At 39.2% G+C, this 22,364-nt stretch carries 25 protein-coding genes; 10 read left to right on the forward strand and 15 right to left on the reverse strand.

Translation table 11 applies throughout. The features are described from left to right. Positions 1 to 19: 19 nt before the first annotated feature. Positions 20 to 406 (reverse strand): ribosome silencing factor, encoded by a 387-nt coding sequence (rsfS, locus tag J1G40_RS15880; RefSeq protein WP_265243644.1) that lies wholly within the window; start codon positions 404 to 406, stop codon positions 20 to 22. Positions 407 to 500: 94 nt separating this feature from the next. Here rsfS and J1G40_RS15885 point away from each other — a divergent pair, with 94 nt between their 5' ends. Next, on the forward strand, positions 501 to 1,232 hold the full coding sequence (locus tag J1G40_RS15885) for a biotin--[acetyl-CoA-carboxylase] ligase (protein ID WP_265243645.1): 732 nt from the start codon (positions 501 to 503) through the stop codon (positions 1,230 to 1,232). 39 nt (positions 1,233 to 1,271) lie between these two features. Here J1G40_RS15885 and J1G40_RS15890 read toward each other — a convergent pair whose 3' ends face one another. Continuing rightward, entirely contained in the window at positions 1,272 to 1,664 is a 393-nt protein-coding gene (locus tag J1G40_RS15890; RefSeq protein WP_265243646.1) for an SRPBCC family protein, read from the reverse strand. A 4-nt stretch (positions 1,665 to 1,668) separates the two neighbouring features. Next, complete coding sequence (gene pyrE, locus J1G40_RS15895; RefSeq protein ID WP_265243647.1) at positions 1,669 to 2,310, reverse strand: orotate phosphoribosyltransferase; 642 nt, start codon at positions 2,308 to 2,310, stop codon at positions 1,669 to 1,671. Positions 2,311 to 2,317: 7 nt separating this feature from the next. On the opposite strand from pyrE, the gene J1G40_RS15900 reads away from it, so the two are divergent. Then, positions 2,318 to 2,908 (forward strand): NUDIX hydrolase, encoded by a 591-nt coding sequence (locus J1G40_RS15900; RefSeq protein WP_265243648.1) that lies wholly within the window; start codon positions 2,318 to 2,320, stop codon positions 2,906 to 2,908. Between the two features lie 63 nt (positions 2,909 to 2,971). Here the strand turns inward: J1G40_RS15900 and J1G40_RS15905 are convergent, their stop codons facing one another. The 4 genes from J1G40_RS15905 to J1G40_RS15920 all read right to left on the reverse strand — a co-directional run bounded on the left by J1G40_RS15905 (position 2,972) and on the right by J1G40_RS15920 (position 6,911). Beyond that, complete coding sequence (locus J1G40_RS15905) at positions 2,972 to 3,376, reverse strand: two-component system response regulator (RefSeq protein WP_265243649.1); 405 nt, start codon at positions 3,374 to 3,376, stop codon at positions 2,972 to 2,974. Then, the gene (locus J1G40_RS15910) at positions 3,363 to 5,255 is read right to left on the reverse strand and encodes a PAS domain-containing protein (RefSeq protein WP_265243650.1); all 1,893 of its coding nucleotides are present in this window, start codon (positions 5,253 to 5,255) and stop codon (positions 3,363 to 3,365) included. Before J1G40_RS15910 ends, J1G40_RS15905 begins: the two co-directional genes overlap by 14 nt. 190 nt (positions 5,256 to 5,445) lie before the next feature. Continuing rightward, positions 5,446 to 5,901: a pantetheine-phosphate adenylyltransferase gene (gene coaD, locus J1G40_RS15915; protein ID WP_265243651.1), complete on the reverse strand. Its 456-nt coding sequence runs from the start codon at positions 5,899 to 5,901 to the stop codon at positions 5,446 to 5,448. Positions 5,902 to 5,927: 26 nt separating this feature from the next. Next, positions 5,928 to 6,911, reverse strand: a complete 984-nt coding sequence (locus J1G40_RS15920; protein WP_265243652.1) for a D-alanine--D-alanine ligase — start codon at positions 6,909 to 6,911, stop codon at positions 5,928 to 5,930. Positions 6,912 to 7,135: 224 nt separating this feature from the next. Between J1G40_RS15920 and J1G40_RS15925 the strand changes: the two genes are divergently transcribed. From J1G40_RS15925 to J1G40_RS15940, 4 genes are all read left to right on the forward strand, one after another. Further along, the gene (locus J1G40_RS15925) at positions 7,136 to 7,723 is read left to right on the forward strand and encodes a PASTA domain-containing protein (RefSeq protein ID WP_265243653.1); all 588 of its coding nucleotides are present in this window, start codon (positions 7,136 to 7,138) and stop codon (positions 7,721 to 7,723) included. Positions 7,724 to 7,726: 3 nt separating this feature from the next. After that, positions 7,727 to 8,752 carry an RluA family pseudouridine synthase gene (locus J1G40_RS15930; protein WP_265243654.1) on the forward strand — a complete coding sequence of 342 codons (1,026 nt, stop codon included), beginning with the start codon at positions 7,727 to 7,729 and terminating at the stop codon, positions 8,750 to 8,752. Positions 8,753 to 8,846: 94 nt separating this feature from the next. Beyond that, the gene (gene yaaA, locus J1G40_RS15935) at positions 8,847 to 9,608 is read left to right on the forward strand and encodes a peroxide stress protein YaaA (protein ID WP_265243655.1); all 762 of its coding nucleotides are present in this window, start codon (positions 8,847 to 8,849) and stop codon (positions 9,606 to 9,608) included. Positions 9,609 to 9,663: 55 nt separating this feature from the next. Then, positions 9,664 to 10,029: a hypothetical protein gene (locus J1G40_RS15940; RefSeq protein ID WP_265243656.1), complete on the forward strand. Its 366-nt coding sequence runs from the start codon at positions 9,664 to 9,666 to the stop codon at positions 10,027 to 10,029. Here the strand turns inward: J1G40_RS15940 and J1G40_RS15945 are convergent. Next, a complete protein-coding gene (locus J1G40_RS15945) occupies positions 10,026 to 10,154 on the reverse strand; it encodes a 30S ribosomal protein THX (RefSeq protein ID WP_265243657.1) in 129 nt (42 codons plus the stop codon). The two genes, J1G40_RS15940 and J1G40_RS15945, sit on opposite strands and share 4 nt — an antisense overlap. A 134-nt stretch (positions 10,155 to 10,288) precedes the next feature. On the opposite strand from J1G40_RS15945, the gene J1G40_RS15950 reads away from it, so the two are divergent. The 4 genes from J1G40_RS15950 to J1G40_RS15965 all read left to right on the forward strand — a co-directional run bounded on the left by J1G40_RS15950 (position 10,289) and on the right by J1G40_RS15965 (position 14,924). After that, positions 10,289 to 10,954, forward strand: coding sequence for a uracil-DNA glycosylase family protein (locus J1G40_RS15950; protein WP_265243658.1), 666 nt, complete (start codon positions 10,289 to 10,291; stop codon positions 10,952 to 10,954). A 163-nt stretch (positions 10,955 to 11,117) separates the two neighbouring features. Further along, the gene (locus tag J1G40_RS15955) at positions 11,118 to 13,664 is read left to right on the forward strand and encodes a phosphoenolpyruvate carboxylase (protein ID WP_265243659.1); all 2,547 of its coding nucleotides are present in this window, start codon (positions 11,118 to 11,120) and stop codon (positions 13,662 to 13,664) included. Positions 13,665 to 13,734: 70 nt separating this feature from the next. Further along, positions 13,735 to 14,271, forward strand: coding sequence for a DinB family protein (locus J1G40_RS15960; protein WP_265243660.1), 537 nt, complete (start codon positions 13,735 to 13,737; stop codon positions 14,269 to 14,271). 200 nt (positions 14,272 to 14,471) lie between these two features. Further along, positions 14,472 to 14,924 (forward strand): BLUF domain-containing protein, encoded by a 453-nt coding sequence (locus tag J1G40_RS15965; protein ID WP_265243661.1) that lies wholly within the window; start codon positions 14,472 to 14,474, stop codon positions 14,922 to 14,924. A 69-nt stretch (positions 14,925 to 14,993) separates the two neighbouring features. On the opposite strand, the gene J1G40_RS15970 is transcribed toward J1G40_RS15965, so the two are convergent. From J1G40_RS15970 to trpD, 7 genes are all read right to left on the reverse strand, one after another. Beyond that, positions 14,994 to 16,220, reverse strand: coding sequence for an acetylxylan esterase (locus J1G40_RS15970; protein ID WP_265243662.1), 1,227 nt, complete (start codon positions 16,218 to 16,220; stop codon positions 14,994 to 14,996). Positions 16,221 to 16,281: 61 nt separating this feature from the next. Further along, on the reverse strand, positions 16,282 to 17,781 hold the full coding sequence (locus J1G40_RS15975; protein WP_265243663.1) for a M20/M25/M40 family metallo-hydrolase: 1,500 nt from the start codon (positions 17,779 to 17,781) through the stop codon (positions 16,282 to 16,284). A gap of 32 nt (positions 17,782 to 17,813) precedes the next feature. Further along, entirely contained in the window at positions 17,814 to 18,575 is a 762-nt protein-coding gene (trpA, locus tag J1G40_RS15980; protein ID WP_265243664.1) for a tryptophan synthase subunit alpha, read from the reverse strand. Between the two features lie 2 nt (positions 18,576 to 18,577). Continuing rightward, the gene (gene trpB, locus J1G40_RS15985) at positions 18,578 to 19,759 is read right to left on the reverse strand and encodes a tryptophan synthase subunit beta (protein WP_265243665.1); all 1,182 of its coding nucleotides are present in this window, start codon (positions 19,757 to 19,759) and stop codon (positions 18,578 to 18,580) included. A 5-nt stretch (positions 19,760 to 19,764) separates the two neighbouring features. Continuing rightward, positions 19,765 to 20,460 (reverse strand): phosphoribosylanthranilate isomerase, encoded by a 696-nt coding sequence (locus tag J1G40_RS15990; RefSeq protein WP_265243666.1) that lies wholly within the window; start codon positions 20,458 to 20,460, stop codon positions 19,765 to 19,767. A gap of 124 nt (positions 20,461 to 20,584) precedes the next feature. Then, positions 20,585 to 21,370 (reverse strand): indole-3-glycerol phosphate synthase TrpC, encoded by a 786-nt coding sequence (gene trpC / locus J1G40_RS15995; protein WP_265243667.1) that lies wholly within the window; start codon positions 21,368 to 21,370, stop codon positions 20,585 to 20,587. After that, the gene (gene trpD / locus J1G40_RS16000; protein ID WP_265243668.1) at positions 21,370 to 22,362 is read right to left on the reverse strand and encodes an anthranilate phosphoribosyltransferase; all 993 of its coding nucleotides are present in this window, start codon (positions 22,360 to 22,362) and stop codon (positions 21,370 to 21,372) included. The genes trpC and trpD overlap by 1 nt, the downstream gene beginning before the upstream one ends. Positions 22,363 to 22,364: the final 2 nt, after the last annotated feature.

Genomic DNA, 22,364 nt, shown 5'->3' on the forward strand with positions numbered 1-22,364 from the left:
GTTGCTTTTTTTCCTGTCTTTATTTCAGGGTCTGATTAAAACTACTTTCCACGACGGTAACTTTGGCATCTCCCCAAAGCCCTTCTATATCATAAAACTCTCTAACATGTTTCTGAAATACATGCACCACTACATTTACATAGTCTAATAGCACCCATTCCGCATTTTCAGAACCCTCAATGTGCCAGGGCTTGTCTTTAATTGACTTGCTAACAGTTTTTTGGATGGAATTAACGATTGCGTTTACGTGAGTATTGGAGGTACCGTTACAAATAATAAAGTAGTCACAAACAGTATTTTCTATTTCCCTTAAATCAAGTAAGTTTATATCTAGTCCTTTTACTTCTTCAATTCCGTGTAAGATTAAGGCAATCAACTCATCTGCACTTGCTTTCTGTTTCTGCATTCAGAATTTTTAGTTTCTACAAAGTTATTATTTTTTTGTTTTCTTAGCCATTGTTTTTAACATAACATTGTACTAGAAAAACAAAGATCTATAGATGCGTATAATCAAACTTGATGCCACCGACTCCACTAACGCATATCTTAAGAACGCTATGCAAACAGAAGTATTGGATGATTTCACTGTTGTTATTGCTAAAAACCAATTCCAGGGGAAGGGTCAGCTTGGTGCTGAATGGAGTTCTGAACCAGGTAAGAACCTTACAATCAGTGTTTTAAAAAAAATCAATACCTTAATTGCGAGCAAGCAGTTTCTTTTAAATATGGTGGTCTCCATAGCCGTATATGAGACCTTAAAAGGGCTTCAAATTCCTAATATTGCTATTAAGTGGCCCAACGACATTCTGTCAGGTAATGAGAAGATTTGCGGAATACTCATTGAAAATGTCATACGGGCGCAGTATATATCATCATCAATTATTGGAATTGGGCTAAATGTAAACCAAAAAGAATTCCCCGGATTAGAGCGGGTAACCTCAATGGCATTGCAAACACCTAAAAAATATGTCATTGAAGAAGTTTTAATGCTGCTTTTGACGAATTTGAAAAGAGGCTTAGAGGGGGTAGAGCTTAATAATTTTGGCAAATTCAAGGCGGCCTATGAAGGATTATTATTCAAGAAAGACCAGGCTGCCGAATTCAGTGATATGTCAGACCATAGTTTTAAGGGTTATATCCGCGGAGTTTCCGATGAGGGAAAGTTAACAATTGAAGATGAGGATCATTCAATACGGGAATATGACCTGAAAGAACTAAGAATGCTGTATTGAAACTGTAACTAACTCAGAATTAGTAGAAATACCTCTGATTTATATTTTCTTTAAATTTTCTGACAGGGTAGTCACAAAATTGGTAATAGGTATTTTTATCATCATCTCCATCATAGGATTGAAATCGCCCTGGAAACTTAAAACCACTTCGCTTTTTTCCTCTGACGCTGCTTTTATATCCGCTTTTAATGTGAAGGGAAGTTTATCACTGGCTGCCCCAAGTATAATGAGGCTGTTGGGGTTTTGCTCTTTTCTTTTAAGGATAATTTCGGGCATCCCTTTAAGAGCGAAAATAAAAGTATCCTCATCCAGAATCTCAAACTTGTCTCTGCTATCGGGCATAAGCTGTTCAAAATTCTTTAAATCAGACAAAAATTCAAAGACTACCTTATCACTTTTATCAATAATACGGGGCTGGGTTTCTATATGCATATTATCAGGGTTGCCATGTTGACGGGCTTGCTCTCCAGGCCAACAAAGTTTTTAATTGCTCTTTTTTGATGTAATTAGTTTCGGATGCCTGCTGTATTAAATGTTCATAATCACTTAAAGTATGTAGTGCAATATTTTTTTTCTCGAAATTTTGGTCGGCCACCTCAAATCCGTACGTAAAAACTGCCAGCATGCCTTTTACCTTAGCCCCGGCCTCCAGGAGGGCATCAACTGCATTGAGACTACTTTTGCCTGTACTGATTAAATCTTCGATCACTACCACGCTCTGCCCACTTTCTAATTGCCCCTCTATCTTATTTTGCCTCCCATGCGATTTGGCCTCGGGCCTGACATAGATAAATGGTAAGCCCAGATATTCCGCAACGAGGATGCCAATTCCTATAGCGCCTGTAGCAACACCGGCAATTACATCTGGCCTGCCATATAGTGTTTCTAGCTGCTTTGCCAATTCTTCTCTAACAAAATTTCGAATTATAGGATATGATAGTATAATGCGGTTGTCACAGTAGATTGGTGAATTCCAACCAGAGGCCCAGGTAAACGGATTTTCTGGTTTCAACTTTATTGCATTAATTTGCAGTAGCAATTCTGCTGTTTTTGAGGCGGTGTCCTTGTCTAAAATCATTGCGCAAATGTATAAAGTTTTTGTGAATCAATCTCCACTCATTTTAACAGATAAGGTAACCGAGACTGAGGGGAGTGAGTATTTTTTACTTAACAGCAAAGCTATAGGCAGTGCAATAGATGTACTTTCTAAGAAAAAGCAAAAGTCTGCGTATATCTATCATCCCAATCTGGAAGAGATTCTGAAGAAGTTTACCAAGGAGGTTCCGCTGGTGGTAGCAGCCGGAGGAGTAGTTACTAATCCTAAAGGGAAAGTTTTATTCATTTATCGAAATAAGCGTTGGGATTTACCCAAGGGAAGATTGGATAAGGGGGAGACTATAGAGCAGTGTGCACTACGCGAGGTTGAAGAAGAAACTGGAGTAAAAGGATTACTTATCGAAAATTTTCTGATGACCACCTATCATATATTTAAACTAAAGGGCGAATACAGATTAAAGGAAGTACACTGGTTTGCAATGACTACAGATTATGACGGCGAGTTGAAGGGCGAGAAAAAGGAAGGGATTCAAAAGGTGAGATGGAAAGGGCCAAAGAAAATTCAAAAAGCACTGAAACAGTCTTATGCCAATATCAAAATCTTATTTGAAGGCCAATAATTACTACAACTATACTATAGGTTCTTAATCCTAACGAATTCGTAAGGACAATAGTACGCAAGTTTATGCCGCCTTGGTTATGGCCGCTATTTCTGATTTACGCAGCGGTTTATTCTTAAAATCTATGAGGTGATGGGTTTTTTGTCTGAAGTATTCCCATTGTTTTTTATCATAAAGATCTATAGAGGAGGTAACAATATTAATGCGAATTTTCTCTTCCAGGGGCAAGTTGATGAATTCCTCAAGAAATTGCCATCCGTCCATAATGGGCATATTGATATCCAGAAATATGACTTCTGGCACGGGTTGGTTTTGAGTAATTAATTCTTTTATGTGGTCTATAGCTTCTTTCCCGTTCGCAAAGGCCCTAATATCATCGCATACATTAATTGAATTTAGCATTTTCTTGATTCCAAAGACCGTAATAGGGTCGTCATCAATTATACTAATAGCCCTAATTTGTTTCATCAAAATATATTTTAAAAGTGGTGCCTTCACCTACTTCACTACAAGCAATTACTCTACCATTCATTGCTTCAATTTGGTTTTTGGTTATATAAAGGCCTATGCCTCTAGCATCCTGATTGTTATGAAATGTCTTATACATGCCAAATAGCTTGTCTCCGTACTTGTTCAGATCTATCCCCATTCCATTGTCTTCTATCGAAAGAATAGTATCCTTATCATTTTTAGTTAAGGATAATCTGATTATAGGCTCCCTGTCCGGGTGCTTGTATTTTACTGCGTTGGTGATAAAATTCATCAGAATACTTTCCATATAGGCCGGAACAACATTCAAAGATGTATTCTTTGGAATTTCATTAATTATATCGGCCTTATTGGTCTGAAGGAAACCAGTTAAATTTTGTTCCACTTTGGTAATTAGCCTGCCCAGGTCAACCGGTTTTTTCTCAATGTTGGTATTGGTGCTGATGGCCACAACTTCATTGAGGTTTTCAAGTGTTTCCAGTAAACCGTCCGAGGCTTCAGTCAACATTCTGATAATGTTCTCCCTTTCATCTTCATCTACCTCCTTGACAAGGAAATCTAATAACATTGAAAAATTGGCGGAGTGAGACCTCAGGTTATGTGAAACTATATGAGCAAAATTGATGAGTTTTTTATTTTGAAGGGAGGTCACATTGATTAAATCTCTTAATTCATGTTCCTTTTGTTTTAAGTCGGAAATGTCCAGGCTTATCCCAAGTAAACCGTAAGGTTTATCATCATCATCATTTAAAGGTATCTTGGAGGTGAGGAAGGTGGTTGACGTACCATCTTTTTTAACACTGGTGGTTTCTCTTCCCAGAATAGGTCTTTGAAATTCCATCACTTCCAAATCTTCATCCCTGGATATTTGTGCCATATCCTTGTCGTATAAATCAAAATCGCTCTTTCCAAGTAATTCTTTTGGGTCATCCACTCCCAAATAATCGCATTCAGATTTATTTACCAGCACTTTTTTCGAATCCAGGTCCTTTATATACACATTAAGAGGAAGGCTATCTATAACGGTTCTTAAGAGGTGTTCACTTTCCTTTGTTTTGGTCTCTGACATTACGTAGTCTGTGATGTCCTGAAATGTCCCTATAAGACCTTTATATATCCCATTCTGAAATAATGGCTTCCCCGCTGCGTTCACCCATATTTCTTTTCCGGAAGCCGTAATCAATTGTAATTTTTCATTCCAGGCTTGCTTGTTCTCCAGGGCTTTAAACAGTGCCAGGGATATGGTATTTCTACTATAGCCTTCTTTATAGAAAAGTATGGCCTTATCAATGTTCGGCTGGTAATCATCCGCAACTTCATGAATCTTTTTAGTGGTATTGCACCAGGATAATTTTTGTGTTTCATGATCGTACTCCCAACTGCCGATATTTGCTATTTCGGACTTCTCCCTCAAGTGCATTTTTAGTTTGTCCTGTTCCAATTCGCGAAGTATACGATTAGAAACATCTTCTAATTGCAATATTATTCCAATTACATTTTCGCTTTGGTCATACCACGGAATCATGATATATTCTACCCAAATAGTGCAATTGGTACAATCTGTAATCTGTTGAATTTCCTTTTCTTGATTTAAACCTTCTAAACAGGCCTTCATAGAAGCAGACCACTCTAAATCAGAGGTATCAAAAAGTTCTGAAATCGGCAATCCGAGGATGGTACTTTTGGGGAGATTGAATTCCTGGACAAGACTATCCGATGCGTAAACCACATTGAGTTTTGTGTCGAGAAAGACAGTGGACTTTGGCAACTGCTTAATCAAGTAGTTATTTATATTAGTTTGGGACCCTTGCAACACTACGTCGTATTTTCCTACTAAAGTAAACGGATTATTCAACATAACTCAATGATTGTTGTGAATACGGCTAAACTAGTTGTGAGACTTACATTTTATGGATGTAATGATATAAATAACTATTTGAAAGTAATTTCCTACGAAAAATATATAATTTCTATTAAAAAGAAAAATTTTTGTTAAACAAACTGGACTTTACAGCTTAAAAAAAGAGTTTTTGGATGTAGAATTACTATTATTTGGCCACAACAGTATCTGGAACCAGCACAGAGTAGTCGCCCCCATTTCTTATGACATCTCTGACTATGGATGAACTTATAAACGATTTCCCGGAAGAGGTCAATAAAAATACGGTTTCAATCTCGGAAAGTTTTCTGTTTGTATGCGCAATTGCTTTTTCAAATTCAAAATCTGCCGGATTTCTAAGTCCCCTGAGAATATAGCCAGCTTCCATTTTTTTACAGAAATCTATGGTGAGCCCTTCGTAGGTGAGTACTTTAATTTTTGGTTCGTCCTTAAATGCTTGCTGAATAAACTTCTGACGTTCTTCCAGGGAGAACATATATTTTTTATCCGCATTAATTCCAATAGCGATAATGAGCTCATCGAATAGAGAAATTCCCCTTTTTATAATATCGTAATGTCCTAAAGTAATCGGGTCAAAGGAGCCTGGAAAGATGGCGCGTCGCATAGCCTAGGGATTTTGTTAGTTTAAAGTTACTTATTTTCATTCAAAGCCCCTGAGATTGCACTTTCGAAAAGTTCTGACAGAGAAATTCCGGCTGCTCTGGCTTGCTCAGGTAAAATACTTTCCTCTGTTAACCCCGGTGTGGTGTTCATTTCGAGCATATAAGGGGTGTTTCCTTTAAAAATAAACTCACTTCTTGAATACCCTTTCATTTTAAGAATGTCATAAGCCTGCCGGGCAACTTTGCTCACATTCTCCTCCTGAGTTTTTGAAATACGAGCCGGTGTAATTTCTTTTGACTTGCCCTCGTATTTTGCCTCATAATCAAAGAAATCATTTTCCGTGACTATTTCAGTAATAGGCAAAACTTTTGTTTTCCCCTTATATTTTATTACCCCTACAGAGACCTCCGTGCCATCTAAAAATGACTCAATCAGGATTTCATTGTCTTCCTTATATGCTTTGTTAATTGCAGCTTTCAGTTCCGATTTCTCATAGACCTTCGAGATGCCAAAACTACTGCCAGCCCTATTGGCTTTTACAAAACATGGCAATCCTACTTTCGAAACTATTTCTTCCTCATTTATCGGATCTCCCAAATTGAGATAATAGGAAGCGGCGCTCAATATGCCATATGGTTTTAAAACACTTAGCAGATCTCGTTTGTTAAATGTCAAAGCTGCCTGATAATAGCCACAAGAAGTCTGTGGAATTTCCAAAAGTTCAAAGTAAGCCTGCATATAGCCGTCTTCCCCCGGAGAACCATGGATTGCGTTAAAAACACAATCGAACGTTAATTTCTTATCAGCAAGCTGAACTGTAAAATCGTGTCTGTTCACGGCATATTCCTTATCACTATCATCTACATATACCCATTTCTCTTTTAAAATATGAATGCGATATCCATTAAACTTGTCTTTATTCAGGTAGTGATAAACAACATTTCCACTTTTTAACGAGATTTTATATTCGCTGGAATAACCACCCATTATTATGGCAATATTTTTTTTCATTTATTCGTTAACTTCTAGAAGCCTCGACTTCGTATGTCATTTGTTCCAAGCCCTCAAAGTAAAGAAAAAAGCAGTGGGTTTTAAATCTTAGAGTTGGTTTTTTTGATATAAGCCATTTAGCCTAACGGTTAGCATTCTAATTTGCCTGAATATCTGACTTGCTAAAAAGATTTGAGAAGTATTTTATTTCATTACTTATATTTGTCCGGTTAATAATATTACCCATGAAGCATTTTTTCAATTTCCTTAAAAGCAGAGCATTCTTAATTAACCTGGGTTTGGCCTTATTGGCAGTGGTGATATTGACCTTTGGGGCTTTGCAATGGTTAAAGAGCAGTACAAATCATGGTGAGTTTGTTGAGGTGCCAGATCTCTCCAAAATGTCTGTTATGGATATGAGGAAGATTATTGAAGAAGCTGATCTTCGCTATGAAGTTGTAGATTCTGCAAATTTCAATCCGGAATATCCCAGATTTTCAATAATTGAACAGAATCCGCCTGCGGGTAATAAAGTAAAACAGAACCGGAAAATATATGTAACAGTAAATCCTTCAGGATACAAAAAAGTTACTGTTCCTAACATAATACAGGTAACCCAACGGAATGCCACCTCTATGCTGAGAGCTGTCGGATTAGATGTCCAAAGGGTGACATATATAGACCAGTTGGGGAAAGATATGGTGTACTATGTTAAGTTCAAAGGGAAGCGCATCAATGAGGGCGACAAGCTTCCCAAGACTTCAAAAGTAGAATTGGTTTGTGGTAATGGTAGCATTCCAGACAGGGCCAGAGTACAGGCAGATTCTCAATAGGCTATGGATGCCGAAACTACTTCCGAATCTAACAATGATGAACTTTTTGAGCATCATAAATTCCTGGCTTCTGCAGGACAGGAACCATTAAGGGTTGATAAATTTCTCATGAATTTTATTGAGAATGCTACGCGCAATAAGATTCAGCAAGCCGCCAAAGCCGGTAATATTTGGGTAAATGATAAGATAGTAAAGCAGAACTACAAAGTGAAAGCCGGCGATGAAGTCCGAGTACTTTTTGAGCATCCGCCATACGAGTTTCTGCTAAGCCCCGAAAATATTCCCCTGGATATTGTGTACGAAGATGAGGTGCTCCTTGTGGTAAATAAACCTGCAGGAATGGTCGTACATCCGGGGCATGGGAATTATTCAGGGACCCTGATCAATGCCTTGTTGTACCATATAGAACACCTGCCAGTAAATAGTAACCAGCGTCCTGGTCTTGTGCATAGAATAGACAAAGATACATCCGGATTGCTTGTAGTAGCAAAGACCGAGGATGCAATGGCACATTTGGCCAAGCAGTTTTTTGATAAGACCAGTGAAAGAGAATATATTGCCTTGGTATGGGGAAATATAGAGGAAGATAGCGGAACTGTTGAAGGGCATATTGCCCGTCATCCAAAGAACAGGCTCCAGATGACCGTATATCCCGAAGGGGACCAGGGGAAAGAAGCTGTAACGCACTTTGAAGTGTTGGAACGTCTGGGCTATGTAACCCTTATCCGCTGTAAACTAGAGACCGGCCGAACCCATCAAATAAGAGTGCATATGAAGCATATTGGTCATACCTTATTTAATGATGAACGCTACGGGGGAAACAAAATACTAAAAGGGACTACTTTCAGTAAATACAAGCAATTTGTTGAAAATGCATTTAAAATTTTACCCAGGCAGGCCCTGCATGCCAAGACACTGGGGTTTATTCATCCCCTCACCAAAAAGCATATGCAGTTTAATTCTGAACTTCCCGAAGATCTTGCCAACTGTATTGACAAATGGAGGCATTATTCCAAACACAATCGATAACTATAAGTTTGCTCGATTACACTATTGAAAACTCTTTGTTTATACACTGAGGTTTTCACAAAAATCCTTACTATTTTTAAGCAAAATTTTGAAAATGAAGATAGTAATTTCCCCTGCGAAATCTTTAGATTTTGAGAGAGAGGTGCCCACAGACCGCTTTAGCGAGGCAGCGTTTTTACCAGAATCGGAAAGAATAAATAAGCTATTAAAAAAGAAATCTGCACGCAGTCTTTCTAAATTAATGAATATCTCTAGTAATCTGGGACAACTTAATTATGAACGCAACCAGACCTGGAGCCTTCCATTTTCCAAAGAAAATTCCAGACAAGCCGTATATGCCTTTGCTGGAGATGTATTCAGGGGATTAGACATTTATTCTCTCGAGGAAGAGAAAATAACATTTCTTCAGGATACCCTAAGAATAATATCGGGCCTTTATGGCGTCCTTAAACCTTTAGACCTCATACAACCCTATAGACTGGAGATGGGTACAAGGATTGCGGTTGGTCGCAATAAGAATTTATATGAATTCTGGCGCAAAAAAATCACCCAAAATTTGAATGAAGAATTGGCTGAGGGTGAACTTTTCCTCAACCTGGCAAGTGCGGAATATTTTAAAGCTATAGATACTAAAACTCTTAAGGTTCCTGTTACTACCGCGGTGTTCAAAGACTTTAAAAATGGGGAATACAAAAGCATTATGACCTTTGCCAAATTAGCGCGGGGGTATATGACCAGATATATACTTGACCACAATATAGATTCACTGGATGGTGTTAAAGGGTTTAATTATGAAGGTTATGGTTTTAGTGAAGAACTAACCAAAGAAGAGAATACATTAGTTTTTATCCGATAGAATATTTTTCCAAAGCAACCGTTTTATCCCTATAGTATCTTTTAATAAAATTGCTATGAAACGGATAATAGTACTAATGCTGACGCTTGGATGCCTTTCATTAAGTTGCACAGATAAGGACGATGATGTAAATGAAGTTAATATTCGTATTAAAAACGTGAGTAATCTGACATTTGATCAGGTGCAGGTAGGAGAGGCGGAAACACTACATATGAACATTTCTCCGGATGACTACTCCGAATACCTCATTTATGATATCGCCTATAGATACGCATATATCCAAATAACAACCGGAGCCGAAACATATACCCTACAGCCCATAGATTTTGTGGGTGAAACAGCATTACCAATAGGATTTTATACCTACGAATTGGATGTTACTGAGGAAGGCAATGTGAATTTAAATTTTGTAATCGACTAAGCTTTCTTCTTAAGTCGGATTTTTTCTTCAACCGTAACTCTTTTCTTGATTCTGCCAGGTCTTCTGGCACCGTAAGATTTATTAGCAATCTTACCTCTCTTTGTTTTTCTATCTCCTTTACCCATATTAGGTTATATATCTATACCTTTAAAGCTATGAAATTTTACAGATAATGTCAATAGAAGTCCTTTTTAAAGGGGTGGCCAGAGCATTGTTGCCGACCAATAAGAATTTCTGCTAACTCCAATTTAATAAATTATTGTTTTTTCATAAACACCCATACGAGCCCTTTCTTTTTAAGGAGGCTACTAAATTGATAGTAGGGACCTTGCCACCACCGAGGTTTACATCCCGAGCTTTAAAAGCCGGAGATGTTGATTTCTGTTATGGAAGCAGGGACGGGCAATTATGGCCAATTTTAGATCGGATTTTTAGGCTTAATCTGGATTATGAAACTACAGATAAAGCTATTAACCAGCGAAAATTATTTCTTAAATCGAGAAAAATAGGGATTTGTGATATTGTTGAGAGTGCTCACAGGGAAAAAGTAGATGCCTCAGATCTGGGGATGAAGCAGGTGGAACTCAGAGATCTTTTAGACTATTTATATCGGTACCCGCTGGTTGACACTTTGCTTTTTACCGGAGGAAATAGTAAGAACGGACCCGAATACTTTTTTAGAAAGCTGCTAAAAGAAAAGGGACTGGATCTTGAAGTACTTTCTGATACCGTGCCAAGGATACATCAGTTGGAGATTCGACGTGGGAATGCCCAGAGAAAAATAAAGACAATTTCTCTAACAGCACCATCCGGTGCAGCCAACCGTGCAGTTGGTAGCCTGGAAGCATATAAAAAACAAAAAGAAAAAAACCCCTCCTTTACCACCTTAGATTTCAGGATAGCGCAGTACAGAAAGTTCTTCTAATATAATCTCCTTTTTTTGTTGGTTTTATGTGCGCTAAAAGGTTATTTTGTTATTAGCGTTAAAAGGGGCCTCTCAAGTTAGTATTAATGGCGATCTTTAACACCTGAAATGAAGAAACTAAGCAGGCTTTTATAAGCTTGTTTTAATTATTTTTTTAGTATTTATGAGTCAGTCTGAAAGATTAAAGGAGTTTAAGAAATCTGTTAATAATAAATTCAATATTTACAACAGTTTGTTCCTCAATTTACCATACAGGAACATTGAAAATGTGGGGATGCTTATACCCCTGTTGTTACAACATTGTGAAAGAGGATTGGATGCTGGTCAGAACCCTAGTGAAATCCTCGATGCTTTTTTTCAGAATTACGCCCGTATTGAATCGGAGAAGGAGCGCATCGATTTTATGTTCAAAATTATACAGTATGTTGAGAGGCAAGTTGTACTTTATGACAGTGTAGAGGACGCTGCCTTTCCTAAGTTACATGAACATTCAGTTTCCCTGTCTATACGAGATTATTTTCAGCTCGCAAACAAAAATAAACGATGGGATAAAGTATCTCAGAAATTGTCGACATTCAGTGCCCGTATAGTTCTTACGGCACATCCAACCCAGTTTTATACCCCTTCGGTGCTCAATATCATGGAGAAACTGCGGTCCCTGATCGTTCAGAACAAGGCAGATGATATAGACGTTACATTACAACAACTGGGATTAACTTCCCTGATCAATGCCAAAAAGCCTACCCCTCTGGATGAGGCAAAAAATATTATTCACCACCTCAGACATGTTTACTACGATGCGGTGGGCGATTTGTATGCCTATATCAAAGGAAATATTAAGAACGAAGCTTTTGAGAATCATAATATCATAAAACTAGGATTTTGGCCTGGGGGAGATAGGGACGGCAATCCTTTTGTGACGGCTAAGATTACGAAAGACGTAGCAGATGAGTTGAGGATCAACCTGATGAAGTGTTACTATAATGATTTAAAAGTATTGCATAAGAAGCTGTCGTTCAGGGAAATGCAAGAACCTCTTCAAGAGCTAAGAAACAGGCTGTATCTTGCCATGTTCAATGCAAATAAGACAATTAGCTACAATAAGATTATGGAGTATCTTGAGGTGTTAAGGAACATCCTGATAGATAAGTACCACGGTCTTTATCTGATAGATCTTGATCACTTTATTGATAAGGTAAAACTTTTTAAAACACATTTTGCCAGCCTTGATATAAGGCAAGATCACAGGGTGCATAAGAAAGTGATTACTCAGGTACTTGAGAAAAACGGCTTTATTAAAGAGGATTTGAATGAATTGAGTAAAACCAAACTTGTCAAAATATTATCAAGTGAAGAACTGTCTTTAAAAGCAAAAGATTATAAAGAGGATATTGTAAAAGATACCATAAGAAACATTTCCCAGTTAAGAACACTGCAAAATAAGAATGGGGAAGAAGGCTGTAACAGGTATATTATCAGTAATTCTGAAGATATTTATTCTGTCCTGTTTGTTTATGCACTGTTTAGATGGTGCGGTTGGGAAGGAGATAAGATAAGTTTTGATATTGTACCGCTTTTTGAAACAATGAAGGGAATGGATGCCTCCGAGGAGGTTATGCAAACCCTGTTTAATTTACCATTTTACAGGAAGCATTTAACCTTCCGGGGAGACAAGCAGACCATTATGCTTGGCTTTTCTGATGGAACCAAGGACGGCGGGTTTGTTAAGGCCAACTGGTCTATCTTTAAGACCAAGGAAAGTTTGTCCAAGGTCTGTAATAAAAATGACATTAAGGCCATATTCTTTGATGGTCGGGGAGGACCTCCGGCACGAGGTGGAGGTAAAACACACCGGTTTTATGCGGCGCAGACAAAGGATATCGCAAATAATGAAATTCAATTAACCATCCAGGGCCAGACAATTACCAGTACCTATGGAACCAAAGAATTGTTTATGCACAACAGCGAACAATTACTTACGGCCGGACTTTCGAATACCTTTTTTGGGAAGGAGAACATAATCCCGAAAGCGCAAAGGCAATTGATCGAAGAACTTTCAGAACTCAGTTTCAAAAAATACGAGGCACTAAAAAATCACGATCTTTTTGTTCCCTATCTCGAGCGACGGAGCACGCTTAAGTTTTATCAAAAAGCCAATATTGGAAGCAGACCTGGTAAGCGAGGTAATAAGCAAAAATTAGAGTTCGAAGATCTGAGAGCTATCTCATTTGTTGGGTCGTGGAGTCAGCTTAAGCAGAATGTTCCGGGATATTTTGGTATTGGCACTGCCCTTAAAATCTTAATTGATAAGGGACAACTCCGGGATATAAAGAAATTATATAAGGAAGTACCTTTTTTTAAGGCACTAATGCTTAATAGTATGATGTCTCTAACCAAATGCTATTTTGAACTGACCAGTTATATGAAGGAAGATGAGGAATTTGGTGATTTCTGGCATATTCTGCATCAGGAATATTTGCTTTCCAAGAAGATGCTGTTGCAAATTTCCGGTTCTAAAGTTCTTATGGAAAATGAGGAAGTCTCCCGTGAGTCTATAAAGATCAGGGAACAAATTGTACTTCCCCTCCTGGTGATACAGCAGTATGCACTTCAAAAACTGGGTAAGCAAACCGATTATGTTCCATTATATGAAAAGATTGTGACCCGTTCTCTTTATGGAAATATTAATGCAAGTAGAAATTCAGCCTAAGGCGTACATATCGCAAAAGCATCAAAGTGTCTTTTATGCTTTAGCTAAGATAAAGTAATACATACCGTGCATGGAGTTTCAATTAGACCAAGCTGTTCTTATATTAGAACGCACTCCAGCTGTTATGGAGCAGCTGCTTAGAAATTTACCCAAGGATCTTTCGCTACAAAATGAAGGAGGGGATTCCTGGAGTCCTTTTGATGTTATGGGACATTTAATTCATGGTGAGAAAACAGATTGGTTAGTTCGCACAGAAATTATTTTACAAGGAAATGGCAATGGAAAATTTGAACCTTTTGACCGGCTTGCACAGTTCAATGATTCTAAGAGCGCTTCACTGGAGGAGTTATTGTCAGAATTTAGCCGGCTCAGAAAGGAGAATTTAGCACTTCTTAAATCAAAAAATATTTCGGATTCAGACCTTAGGAAATCTGGAGAGCATCCGGAATTGGGTACCGTTACATTAGCCCAGTTGTTGGCTGCCTGGGTGGTTCATGATTTGGGGCACATAACACAGGTTTCAAGAGTAATGGCCAAACAATACAAAACAGCAGTAGGCCCCTGGAAGAAATATCTTACTATATTGAATACTACTCCCAGGGAATAAAATTCTTATTAGTCAATTTAAGTACAATCTGAAAAATTCTAGTTCCAGGGCGCGCCTGGCAAATTATAATCATTTAGTTGTACTTCCAAGCAATATATAGTTGTACTTCCAAGCAATATATTTTGCACCAATGCAGTTATTATAACTTGTAGGCACCTGATTTTTTATTTATTTTCGGGTCTGCCTAAGCAGGTAATTTTATGACTTTTCAGCTTACTTATCGTTCCGAAGCCATTGAGGGCATCTCTATGGAGCATATTAATACTATTTTACAAACTTCAAGGAAATTCAATTCAGCGCATAATATTACAGGGTGCCTGATTTTTTACAAAGGGTTTTTTGTTCAACTTCTTGAAGGCAATGAAGAAATAGTAAAAGCACTATTTGATAATATTGAGGGAGATAAGCGGCATAATAACGTAGATCTTCTTTCTCAGGAGCAGGTGGAGCAAAGGGTTTTTGATGGTTGGGATATGGCCTTTTTAAATCCTTCCGAAGAGGTTACCAACGGTAAAAGGGAGGCGCTATTGGGCACGCTTGACGAATTGGCTAAGGATGAAAAAACACCAAATTTCACCTCAAAAGTATTTTGGTATAATGTAGAAACTCTTTTATCGGATAGAGGTTTTTACCAATCCCGATCTCGGGAGTAAGACAATTTCCTTTAGATTTTCATTTTTAGGGGTATTCACAAGAGGAATTTAAAAAATAGTAAGGGAGTTTTAGTTACCATTGGCAAAATGTTGGTCGGTAAAATTCATAAATTGTTCCCAGTCATAGGGCGTAACATCATGATTGCCTGTTCTTATATGATATCCCAGTTTTCCTTGAATAAGTGGCCGGTTAACTTCAGGAAGTTCTCCACTTATTGTACTGTTGGGATGGTATAAAGCATAAACAGCACTGGCGTGTTTTAAGGAGAGGAATTCACCTTTTGGATCTGCCCAGCTATCATTTTGTGCGCTGGCTATATACAGTGGCCTGGGTGCCATTAAGGCTAATAGTTGGTGCTGATCAAAAGGCATGGCACTCTCATTTTCATTGTACTTTTCAAAGTTCTTGCAGAACCAGTGAGGAAAATTTTTATTGATGGCAGCCACAGTTTCCCCGAACCTGCGCTTAGATAGGGCAGCTCCACCACAACCGGAATTATTGGAAATCACTATGGCAAATCGCTTATCAAGGGCCCCAGCCCAAAGGGCTGCCTTTCCTAATCGGGAATGCCCCAACAAGGTAATTTTTTCGTGATTTATAAGCGGGTTGGTTTCAAAATAGTCCATGATTTTCGAGAGACCCCAACTCCAGGTTGCCAGAGCACCCCAATTGCCATTTTTAATATGCTCAGAATTGCTAAAAAGGGCATGAATTCCATTTTTAAAGTCGTCATCAAAATCCGGATCTATATCTCCATAATGCATAGTAGCCAGACCATAACCCCGAGCCAGCATATTAAGTACCGGCCATCGGGAGTATTTTGCCCCTCTGGACACAACAGATGCTTTATGATCAAAGGCCCCAATTTGAGGTCCACCAAGGACCCACCCTTTTGGAAGTTGTATTGATTCATCAGGTAGAATGGTGTGGTTGCCACCAAAATTATATCCCAGAAAAACTGCTGCAGGATCAGGAGAATTGGGCAGTACCAATAATAGTACGGCATCCAAACGCTTTCCATTATTTGTAAAAGTGAAAGTTATTTCGCGTATGGTGGCTTTGCCATGAAATGCCATACGCTCTAGAACTTTTTCTGAAACTTCAACTGCTATTTCTTCCAAAGGCGGAATGCCATACACTTCTTGTTCAAAAATGCTTAGAATTTCCGATCTGCGGTGCTCTTCCCAGGTTGTCGCCTCCGAAATTTGTTTACCATGGCTATCTGTCAGAAGTGCAGGAAGATCGTATTCAGGTACCAGGGATTCATCGGTATTATGTTGTGTAAGTAGTGTCATAGGCAATATCATAAAGATACAAAGCAGTAAATTATTGAGCCTACAAATGTGCATGACTGGTTTATTTGGTGATCTCTTTACTTAGCAGCCCGTAATAGGCCTTAATTCCATACGCAATCTGCCCTATTTTTAAATTCTCATTAGGACTGTGCTGATTGTTATCCGGATTTACCATGGGAACAATAAAAGCGGGAATTTTAAGCTCATTAATAAAAGTCGCTATAGGCACCGTACCTCCCATAATCCTTATTTGAACAGCTTCTTCTGCAAAAGATTTTTTGAGCGACTCCTGTATAAAAATACCATAAGGATTTTCCAGATCTGTCCTGAAGGCATCAGTGACACCTCTTTCGGTAATGGTCATTATTTTATCATGCGTCAAGCGCTCTTGTTTTGTCGGAACTTTATCGGTGATATAAAAGCCCTTTGCCTGTATGAAATCTTTTACCAGGCCTTTCAATCTGGTACCGTCAGACTCTGGTACCAATCGAAGATCTAGTTCGGCTGTAGCACTTTCAGGGACAATGGTACGGGCTTTTTCACCCACCCATCCAGAGCTCAAACCCCGAATATTAAGAGAGGGGTACTGCAATGATTCCTGATAGAAATCTCCAACCTTATCAGGAGATTTTATTTCTAAAAGTTCATTTATGGTGGCCGCATCGTCCGGGACACTTTTTATAATTTCCATAGTGTTTTCATCCATTGAAATGCCATCGTAATATCCGGGAATTATCACCCTTCCTTCTTGGTCTTTCATAAGGGCCAGTACCTGTGCCAACTGAAAGCCCGGATTGGGTGCGTAATTTCCGTAATGCCCACTGTGCTGCGGTTTTACGGGGCCATAGGTGGTGAGGGTCAAAGTGGTAATTCCTCTGCAACCATAAACAATTGTGGGTTTTCCTGAGCCATGCACCGGGCCATCATTAATAATCAGGAAATCTGCTTCTAACAGTTCGCGGTACTGCTTTACTGCTTCGGGCAGGGGCTTGCTACCTTTCTCTTCTTCACTGTCCAGGATGAGCTTTACATTAAAGGGAATTTCTATGTTATTTTTCTTCAAAAGATCAATGGCATTAAGGAACATTACTATAGGGCCTTTATCATCTGAGGTAGACCGTCCAAAAAGTCGCCAATCATAATTAATATCTTCACTTAATTCATCAAAAGATTTATTGATCCAACTATCTCCTTCCTTGGCCTTCAGGACTACTTCATAAGGATTGGCCTGATCCCATTTGCCGGGATCCACAGACTGGCCGTCAAAATGCATATAAAATAGTACTGTGGGTTTTTCGTCTTCCATGGGAAGTGCGGCAAAAAAAAGCGATTCTCCTGCTGTGGGTAGTACCGAGGTATTAAATCCCCGATCATTAAATTTATTAGTGAGCCAGGTAATGTTACGGTTAATATCGGCATGGTCTAGTGCATCGTTGGGGATAGCGATAAAATTCCTTAACTCGTCAATACTATGCCCAACCTGTGATTTAATTTGGGCGCTTTCTTGTGAAAAGCCATAAGTTGCAAATAGAGCTAGAAGAAGCAGGTTGATTTTTTTCATTTTCTGACAGACATTTTACTGAAAGGCTAAATCTAGCGAATTCTTTTGACAAAATTACCTATTCCGGCGGGTCCGTTTGCAGTAAGATCCTTAATGAAAGCCGAACCAATAATAGCACCTTTGGCATTGGCCGTAGCCTGTTGGAAGGTTGTAGCATTACTGATCCCGAATCCGACGATTTGGGGGTTTTTTAATCCCATTGCGGCTATGCGCTCAAAGTATGCTTGTTGCTCCTTTCCAAAACCCTCTTGTGCCCCTGTGGTGCTTGCAGAACTCACCATATAAATAAAACCATTTGAGGCTTCGTCTATTTGCCGGATGCGAATTTCACTGGTTTGCGGAGTGATCAGAAAAATATTGACCAGCCCGTATTTTTCAAATATCGATCTATACTCTGCCTCATAAACATCCAGAGGTAAGTCTGGTAGTATAAGTCCGTCTATCCCAATAGAGTTGCATTGCTTACAAAATTCTTCAACCCCATACTGGAATATCGGATTAAAATATCCCATAATGATCAGGGGGATGGAAACAGTTTTTCTGATATCCTTTAACTGCTCAAAGAGCAATGCAGTACCCATACCATTTTTAAGCGCTTTGGTAGAACTTTCCTGGATGGTTGGGCCATCGGCCAAAGGATCGCTAAATGGCAATCCAATTTCTATCAAATCCACCCCGTGTTTTTCCAAATTTTCAATAATTGGTACGGTATCACCAAGGCTGGGATAGCCAGCTGTGAAATATATGGATAACAGTTTTTTATCTTCTTTGAGCTTTTGGTTTATTCTATTCATTTCTAAAGTTCGAAATAATCAATATACGTTTGCAAATCCTTGTCGCCCCGCCCCGATAAATTTACCACAACTATATCTTCGGGCTTAAATTTCCTGTTTTTGAAAATAGCGAAGGCATGCGAACTTTCTATCGCAGGAATTATGCCTTCTAATTTGGAAACCAGGAGTCCTGCCTGCATGGCTTCATCATCTGTAATAGAAATGAATTCACCTCTTCCCGACCTATATAAATGGGCGTGCATTGGTCCTACTCCAGGGTAATCAAGGCCTGCGGAGATAGAATAGGGTTCTGTTATCTGGCCGTCTGAAGTCTGCATCAATAAGGTTTTACTCCCATGAATAATACCCACCTTCCCTAGCGCAGAAGTAGCTGCACTTTCGCCAGAATCTATGCCTCTTCCCGCGGCTTCAACTGCAATAATACCAACCTCCGGGTCTTCTAAATAGTGATAATATGCACCGGCAGCATTGCTTCCTCCACCTACACAGGCAACTACATAGTCCGGATTTTCAGTGCCTTCTTTTTCCAGTAATTGAGTTTTAATCTCAGCGGAAATCACCGATTGAAATTTGGCAACCATATCCGGATAGGGGTGGGGCCCAACAACGGAACCGATAATATAATGGGTGTCGACCGGATTATTGATCCAGTCTCTTATGGCCTCATTAGTGGCATCCTTTAAAGTTCTGCTTCCCGATAGTGCGGGCCTGACTTCGGCCCCTAGCATTTTCATTCTGGCCACATTCGGGGCCTGGCGTTGAATATCTATTTCCCCCATATAGACCACGCAGGGTATTCCCATAAGGGCACAAACAGTAGCTGTTGCCACTCCATGCTGCCCGGCACCGGTTTCTGCTATGATCCTGTTTTTGCCGAGTTTTTTGGCCATCAGTATCTGTCCTATGGTATTGTTTACCTTGTGTGCTCCGGTATGGCAGAGGTCCTCTCTTTTTAAATAGATTTTTGTGTTGTATTTTTCTGATAAACGATTGGCATAATACAAAGGTGTAGGTCTGCCTACATAGTCTTTTAACAGTTGATCAAATTCCTTTTTAAAGGAAGGTTCCTCCATAATACGGAGGTAGTTTAATCGTAATTCTTCGGTATTGGGGTAGAGCATTTCCGGGATGAAGGCCCCTCCAAATTCCCCGTAATACCCGCTCTCATTTGCTTGATATTTCATCGTTTTCAATTACCATTAAATTCTTTAATAAACTTTTTAAGCTTTTCTGTGTCTTTAAGACCGGGTGATGTTTCGAACCTGCTGTTGACATCTATGGCATAGCAATGTCTTGAAGCCTCAGAATTTAAAAATTCCTTTAATTTATCTATGTCTTCCGGTCCTATCCCGCCACTGAGAAAAAAAGGCTTTTCTGAGGGGTAGTCTTTCAGCAATTTCCAGTTAAATGCATAGCCATTACCTCCGGGTAATTTGCCTTTTGTATCGAACATGAAAAAGTCGCAAAAAGCTTCAAATGCCTGCAAAGTACTAAAATCAAAATCCTCGCCAACAGCAAAAACTTTGATGAGTTGCGGGCTTGTTTTAAGCTCATCATAATTTGTCCAATTCTTTTTCCTGCTATACTTCAATTCAGTGGGAAGATCTGCAGCCCACAGTGCATTTTGCAACATTCCGCAATATTCCGGGCTCTCCTTTCCATGCAATTGTACCATTTGTAAACTAAACTCCTGCACTTTCTTAACAACCTCTTTTATAGGTGCATCGACAAACACACCAACTTTCTTTGTAGTGACTGCCAATGGGGGAATTTCTCCCTCAAAATATCTTTTTGAAGGTTCCCAGAAGATGAATCCCAAAAAATCGGGTTCCAGAACAGCAACTTCCGTTACATTATGATGCATTCCACAGACTTTCAGATACATAGTTGCTTTTTGAGTTTCGTTTTCAATATAAGATTGCAGCCCCAAAGAAATGGGTTACCCGTACAATGGCTGTTTCCTAAGAAGGCAATATTGAGCAATTTGTTAGCATCTGGAGGTCTGGTACTCATAACTCAAGCTTTTTGATAAAATCTGTCGCATGGGCTCCGGGATCATCTGTTTTCATAAAATTTTCCCCTATCAGAAAGCCCTGATATCCGTAAGGCCGCAGTGCCTTTATTGATTCGGTGTTACTGATACCACTTTCCGAAACTTTTACAAAGTCATCAGGAATTAAACCTGCCAGGGATTTACTGGTATTCAAATCTACCTCAAAGGTTTTCAAGTTTCTGTTATTTACACCAAGCATGTCCAGGCTTGGCATTATCGACTTTTTTAACTCTTCCTCATTGTGTACTTCGAGCAATACTTCCAGGTTTAGACTTTTGGACAATAAAGAGAGCGCTTTAATTTCTTTGGGATCCAGGACAGCTGCGATCAGTAATATTACATCAGCACCATATGCTTTAGCCTCTACAATCTGATACTCATCAATAATAAATTCTTTGCGTAAGATGGGGAGGTCAGAAACTGCCCGAGCCAGTAAGAGATCATCCAGGGATCCACCAAAATATTTCCCATCTGTAAGTACAGACATTCCGCAAACTCCTGCGTTTTTGTACCCTATGGCCACATCTGCAACATTTAAAGTATTGTTGATGACAGATTTGGATGGCGAACGTCTTTTATGTTCCGCAATAATACCAGTGGCACTGTTTCTGAGCTTAGCAGATAAAGAAGCGGTAGCTTTTTTAAAGAGGACCGAGGATTCCAATTGGGATGTTGGAATAAGCGATTTTTTAAGTTCGATTTCCTTGTGTTTGTCCCTTACTATTTTTTGCAGAATGTCCATTACGCACTTAATTTTTGCAATTTTCTCAGCGCTTCTAGGCCTTTACCATTTAGCAGCGCTTCTTTTGCTTTTTCAAACCCTTCTTTAGGGCCTATATCTTCAACAGTTGCAATTGCCACTCCGGCATTGGCACAAACCACATTGTTTTGAGCTGCTGAGCCCTTTCCTTGAAGGATATTAATGAATATCTGGGCAGATTCGGCCACACTTTCACCGCCTACAATTTCGGTTTGTGCAATAGGGGTAAGCCCAAAATCTTTGGGTTCGAGTATGCCTTCTGAGGCATTAGAAATAATTTTAGTACTCCCGGTGAGGGATATTTCATCATAGCCATCGAGTGCATGTAAGACTGTAAATTTCTTGTCTGTGTTTTGATACAAATATCCATACATTCTGGCAAGTTCAAGGTTAAATACACCAACCATTTGATTTTTGGGAAAGGCGGGGTTCACCATTGGGCCAAGCATATTAAAAAATGTTTTAACTGCCAGTTCACGGCGAATAGGCGCTACATTTTTCATGGCAGGATGGAACAGTGGAGCATGCAATACACATATTCCGGCTTCTTCTACGGACTTTTTAAGAAATCCTGCCTCGTTACTGAATTTAATGCCCAGGAATTCCATTACATTGCTGCTTCCACATTTGGAAGATACTCCGTAGTTGCCATGTTTTGTAACTTTTATTCCGGCTCCCGCGGTAACAAATGAAGCAAGGGTAGAGATATTAAAAGTGTCTTTTCCATCTCCTCCGGTACCACAAAGATCTACGGGGTTGTATTCGGACAAATCTATGGCCAGACACAATTCTAAAAGGGCATCTCTAAATCCCTCGAGTTCTTCAATGGTGATGCTACGCATCATATAAACGGTCAGAAATGCCGCAATCTGGCTGGTATTGTAATCCCCCTTGGCGATATTGACCAGTATTGTTTTGGCGTCTTCCTTGGACAACACCTCGTGATTTATCAATCTGTTAAGTGTTTCTTTCATTT

Source organism: Muriicola sp. Z0-33, assembly GCF_026126425.1.
GTDB lineage: Bacteria > Bacteroidota > Bacteroidia > Flavobacteriales > Flavobacteriaceae > JAFMPW01.

Coding starts and splice junctions, on each gene's coding strand:
- J1G40_RS15925 (WP_265243653.1), top strand. CDS start 7,136: ATGAAGCATTTTTTCAATTTCCTTAAAAGCAGAGCATTCTTAATTAAC.
- J1G40_RS15900 (WP_265243648.1), top strand. CDS start 2,318: ATGTATAAAGTTTTTGTGAATCAATCTCCACTCATTTTAACAGATAAG.
- J1G40_RS15920 (WP_265243652.1), bottom strand. CDS start 6,911: ATGAAAAAAAATATTGCCATAATAATGGGTGGTTATTCCAGCGAATAT.
- trpD (WP_265243668.1), bottom strand. CDS start 22,362: ATGAAAGAAACACTTAACAGATTGATAAATCACGAGGTGTTGTCCAAG.
- J1G40_RS15970 (WP_265243662.1), bottom strand. CDS start 16,220: ATGACACTACTTACACAACATAATACCGATGAATCCCTGGTACCTGAA.
- yaaA (WP_265243655.1), top strand. CDS start 8,847: ATGAAGATAGTAATTTCCCCTGCGAAATCTTTAGATTTTGAGAGAGAG.
- J1G40_RS15940 (WP_265243656.1), top strand. CDS start 9,664: ATGAAACGGATAATAGTACTAATGCTGACGCTTGGATGCCTTTCATTA.
- pyrE (WP_265243647.1), bottom strand. CDS start 2,310: ATGATTTTAGACAAGGACACCGCCTCAAAAACAGCAGAATTGCTACTG.
- J1G40_RS15955 (WP_265243659.1), top strand. CDS start 11,118: ATGAGTCAGTCTGAAAGATTAAAGGAGTTTAAGAAATCTGTTAATAAT.
- J1G40_RS15975 (WP_265243663.1), bottom strand. CDS start 17,781: ATGAAAAAAATCAACCTGCTTCTTCTAGCTCTATTTGCAACTTATGGC.
- J1G40_RS15945 (WP_265243657.1), bottom strand. CDS start 10,154: ATGGGTAAAGGAGATAGAAAAACAAAGAGAGGTAAGATTGCTAATAAA.
- J1G40_RS15885 (WP_265243645.1), top strand. CDS start 501: ATGCGTATAATCAAACTTGATGCCACCGACTCCACTAACGCATATCTT.
- trpB (WP_265243665.1), bottom strand. CDS start 19,759: ATGAAATATCAAGCAAATGAGAGCGGGTATTACGGGGAATTTGGAGGG.
- J1G40_RS15930 (WP_265243654.1), top strand. CDS start 7,727: ATGGATGCCGAAACTACTTCCGAATCTAACAATGATGAACTTTTTGAG.
- J1G40_RS15965 (WP_265243661.1), top strand. CDS start 14,472: ATGACTTTTCAGCTTACTTATCGTTCCGAAGCCATTGAGGGCATCTCT.
- coaD (WP_265243651.1), bottom strand. CDS start 5,901: ATGCGACGCGCCATCTTTCCAGGCTCCTTTGACCCGATTACTTTAGGA.
- J1G40_RS15905 (WP_265243649.1), bottom strand. CDS start 3,376: ATGAAACAAATTAGGGCTATTAGTATAATTGATGACGACCCTATTACG.
- rsfS (WP_265243644.1), bottom strand. CDS start 406: ATGCAGAAACAGAAAGCAAGTGCAGATGAGTTGATTGCCTTAATCTTA.
- trpC (WP_265243667.1), bottom strand. CDS start 21,370: ATGGACATTCTGCAAAAAATAGTAAGGGACAAACACAAGGAAATCGAA.
- J1G40_RS15990 (WP_265243666.1), bottom strand. CDS start 20,460: ATGTATCTGAAAGTCTGTGGAATGCATCATAATGTAACGGAAGTTGCT.
- J1G40_RS15890 (WP_265243646.1), bottom strand. CDS start 1,664: ATGCATATAGAAACCCAGCCCCGTATTATTGATAAAAGTGATAAGGTA.
- trpA (WP_265243664.1), bottom strand. CDS start 18,575: ATGAATAGAATAAACCAAAAGCTCAAAGAAGATAAAAAACTGTTATCC.
- J1G40_RS15960 (WP_265243660.1), top strand. CDS start 13,735: ATGGAGTTTCAATTAGACCAAGCTGTTCTTATATTAGAACGCACTCCA.
- J1G40_RS15910 (WP_265243650.1), bottom strand. CDS start 5,255: ATGTTGAATAATCCGTTTACTTTAGTAGGAAAATACGACGTAGTGTTG.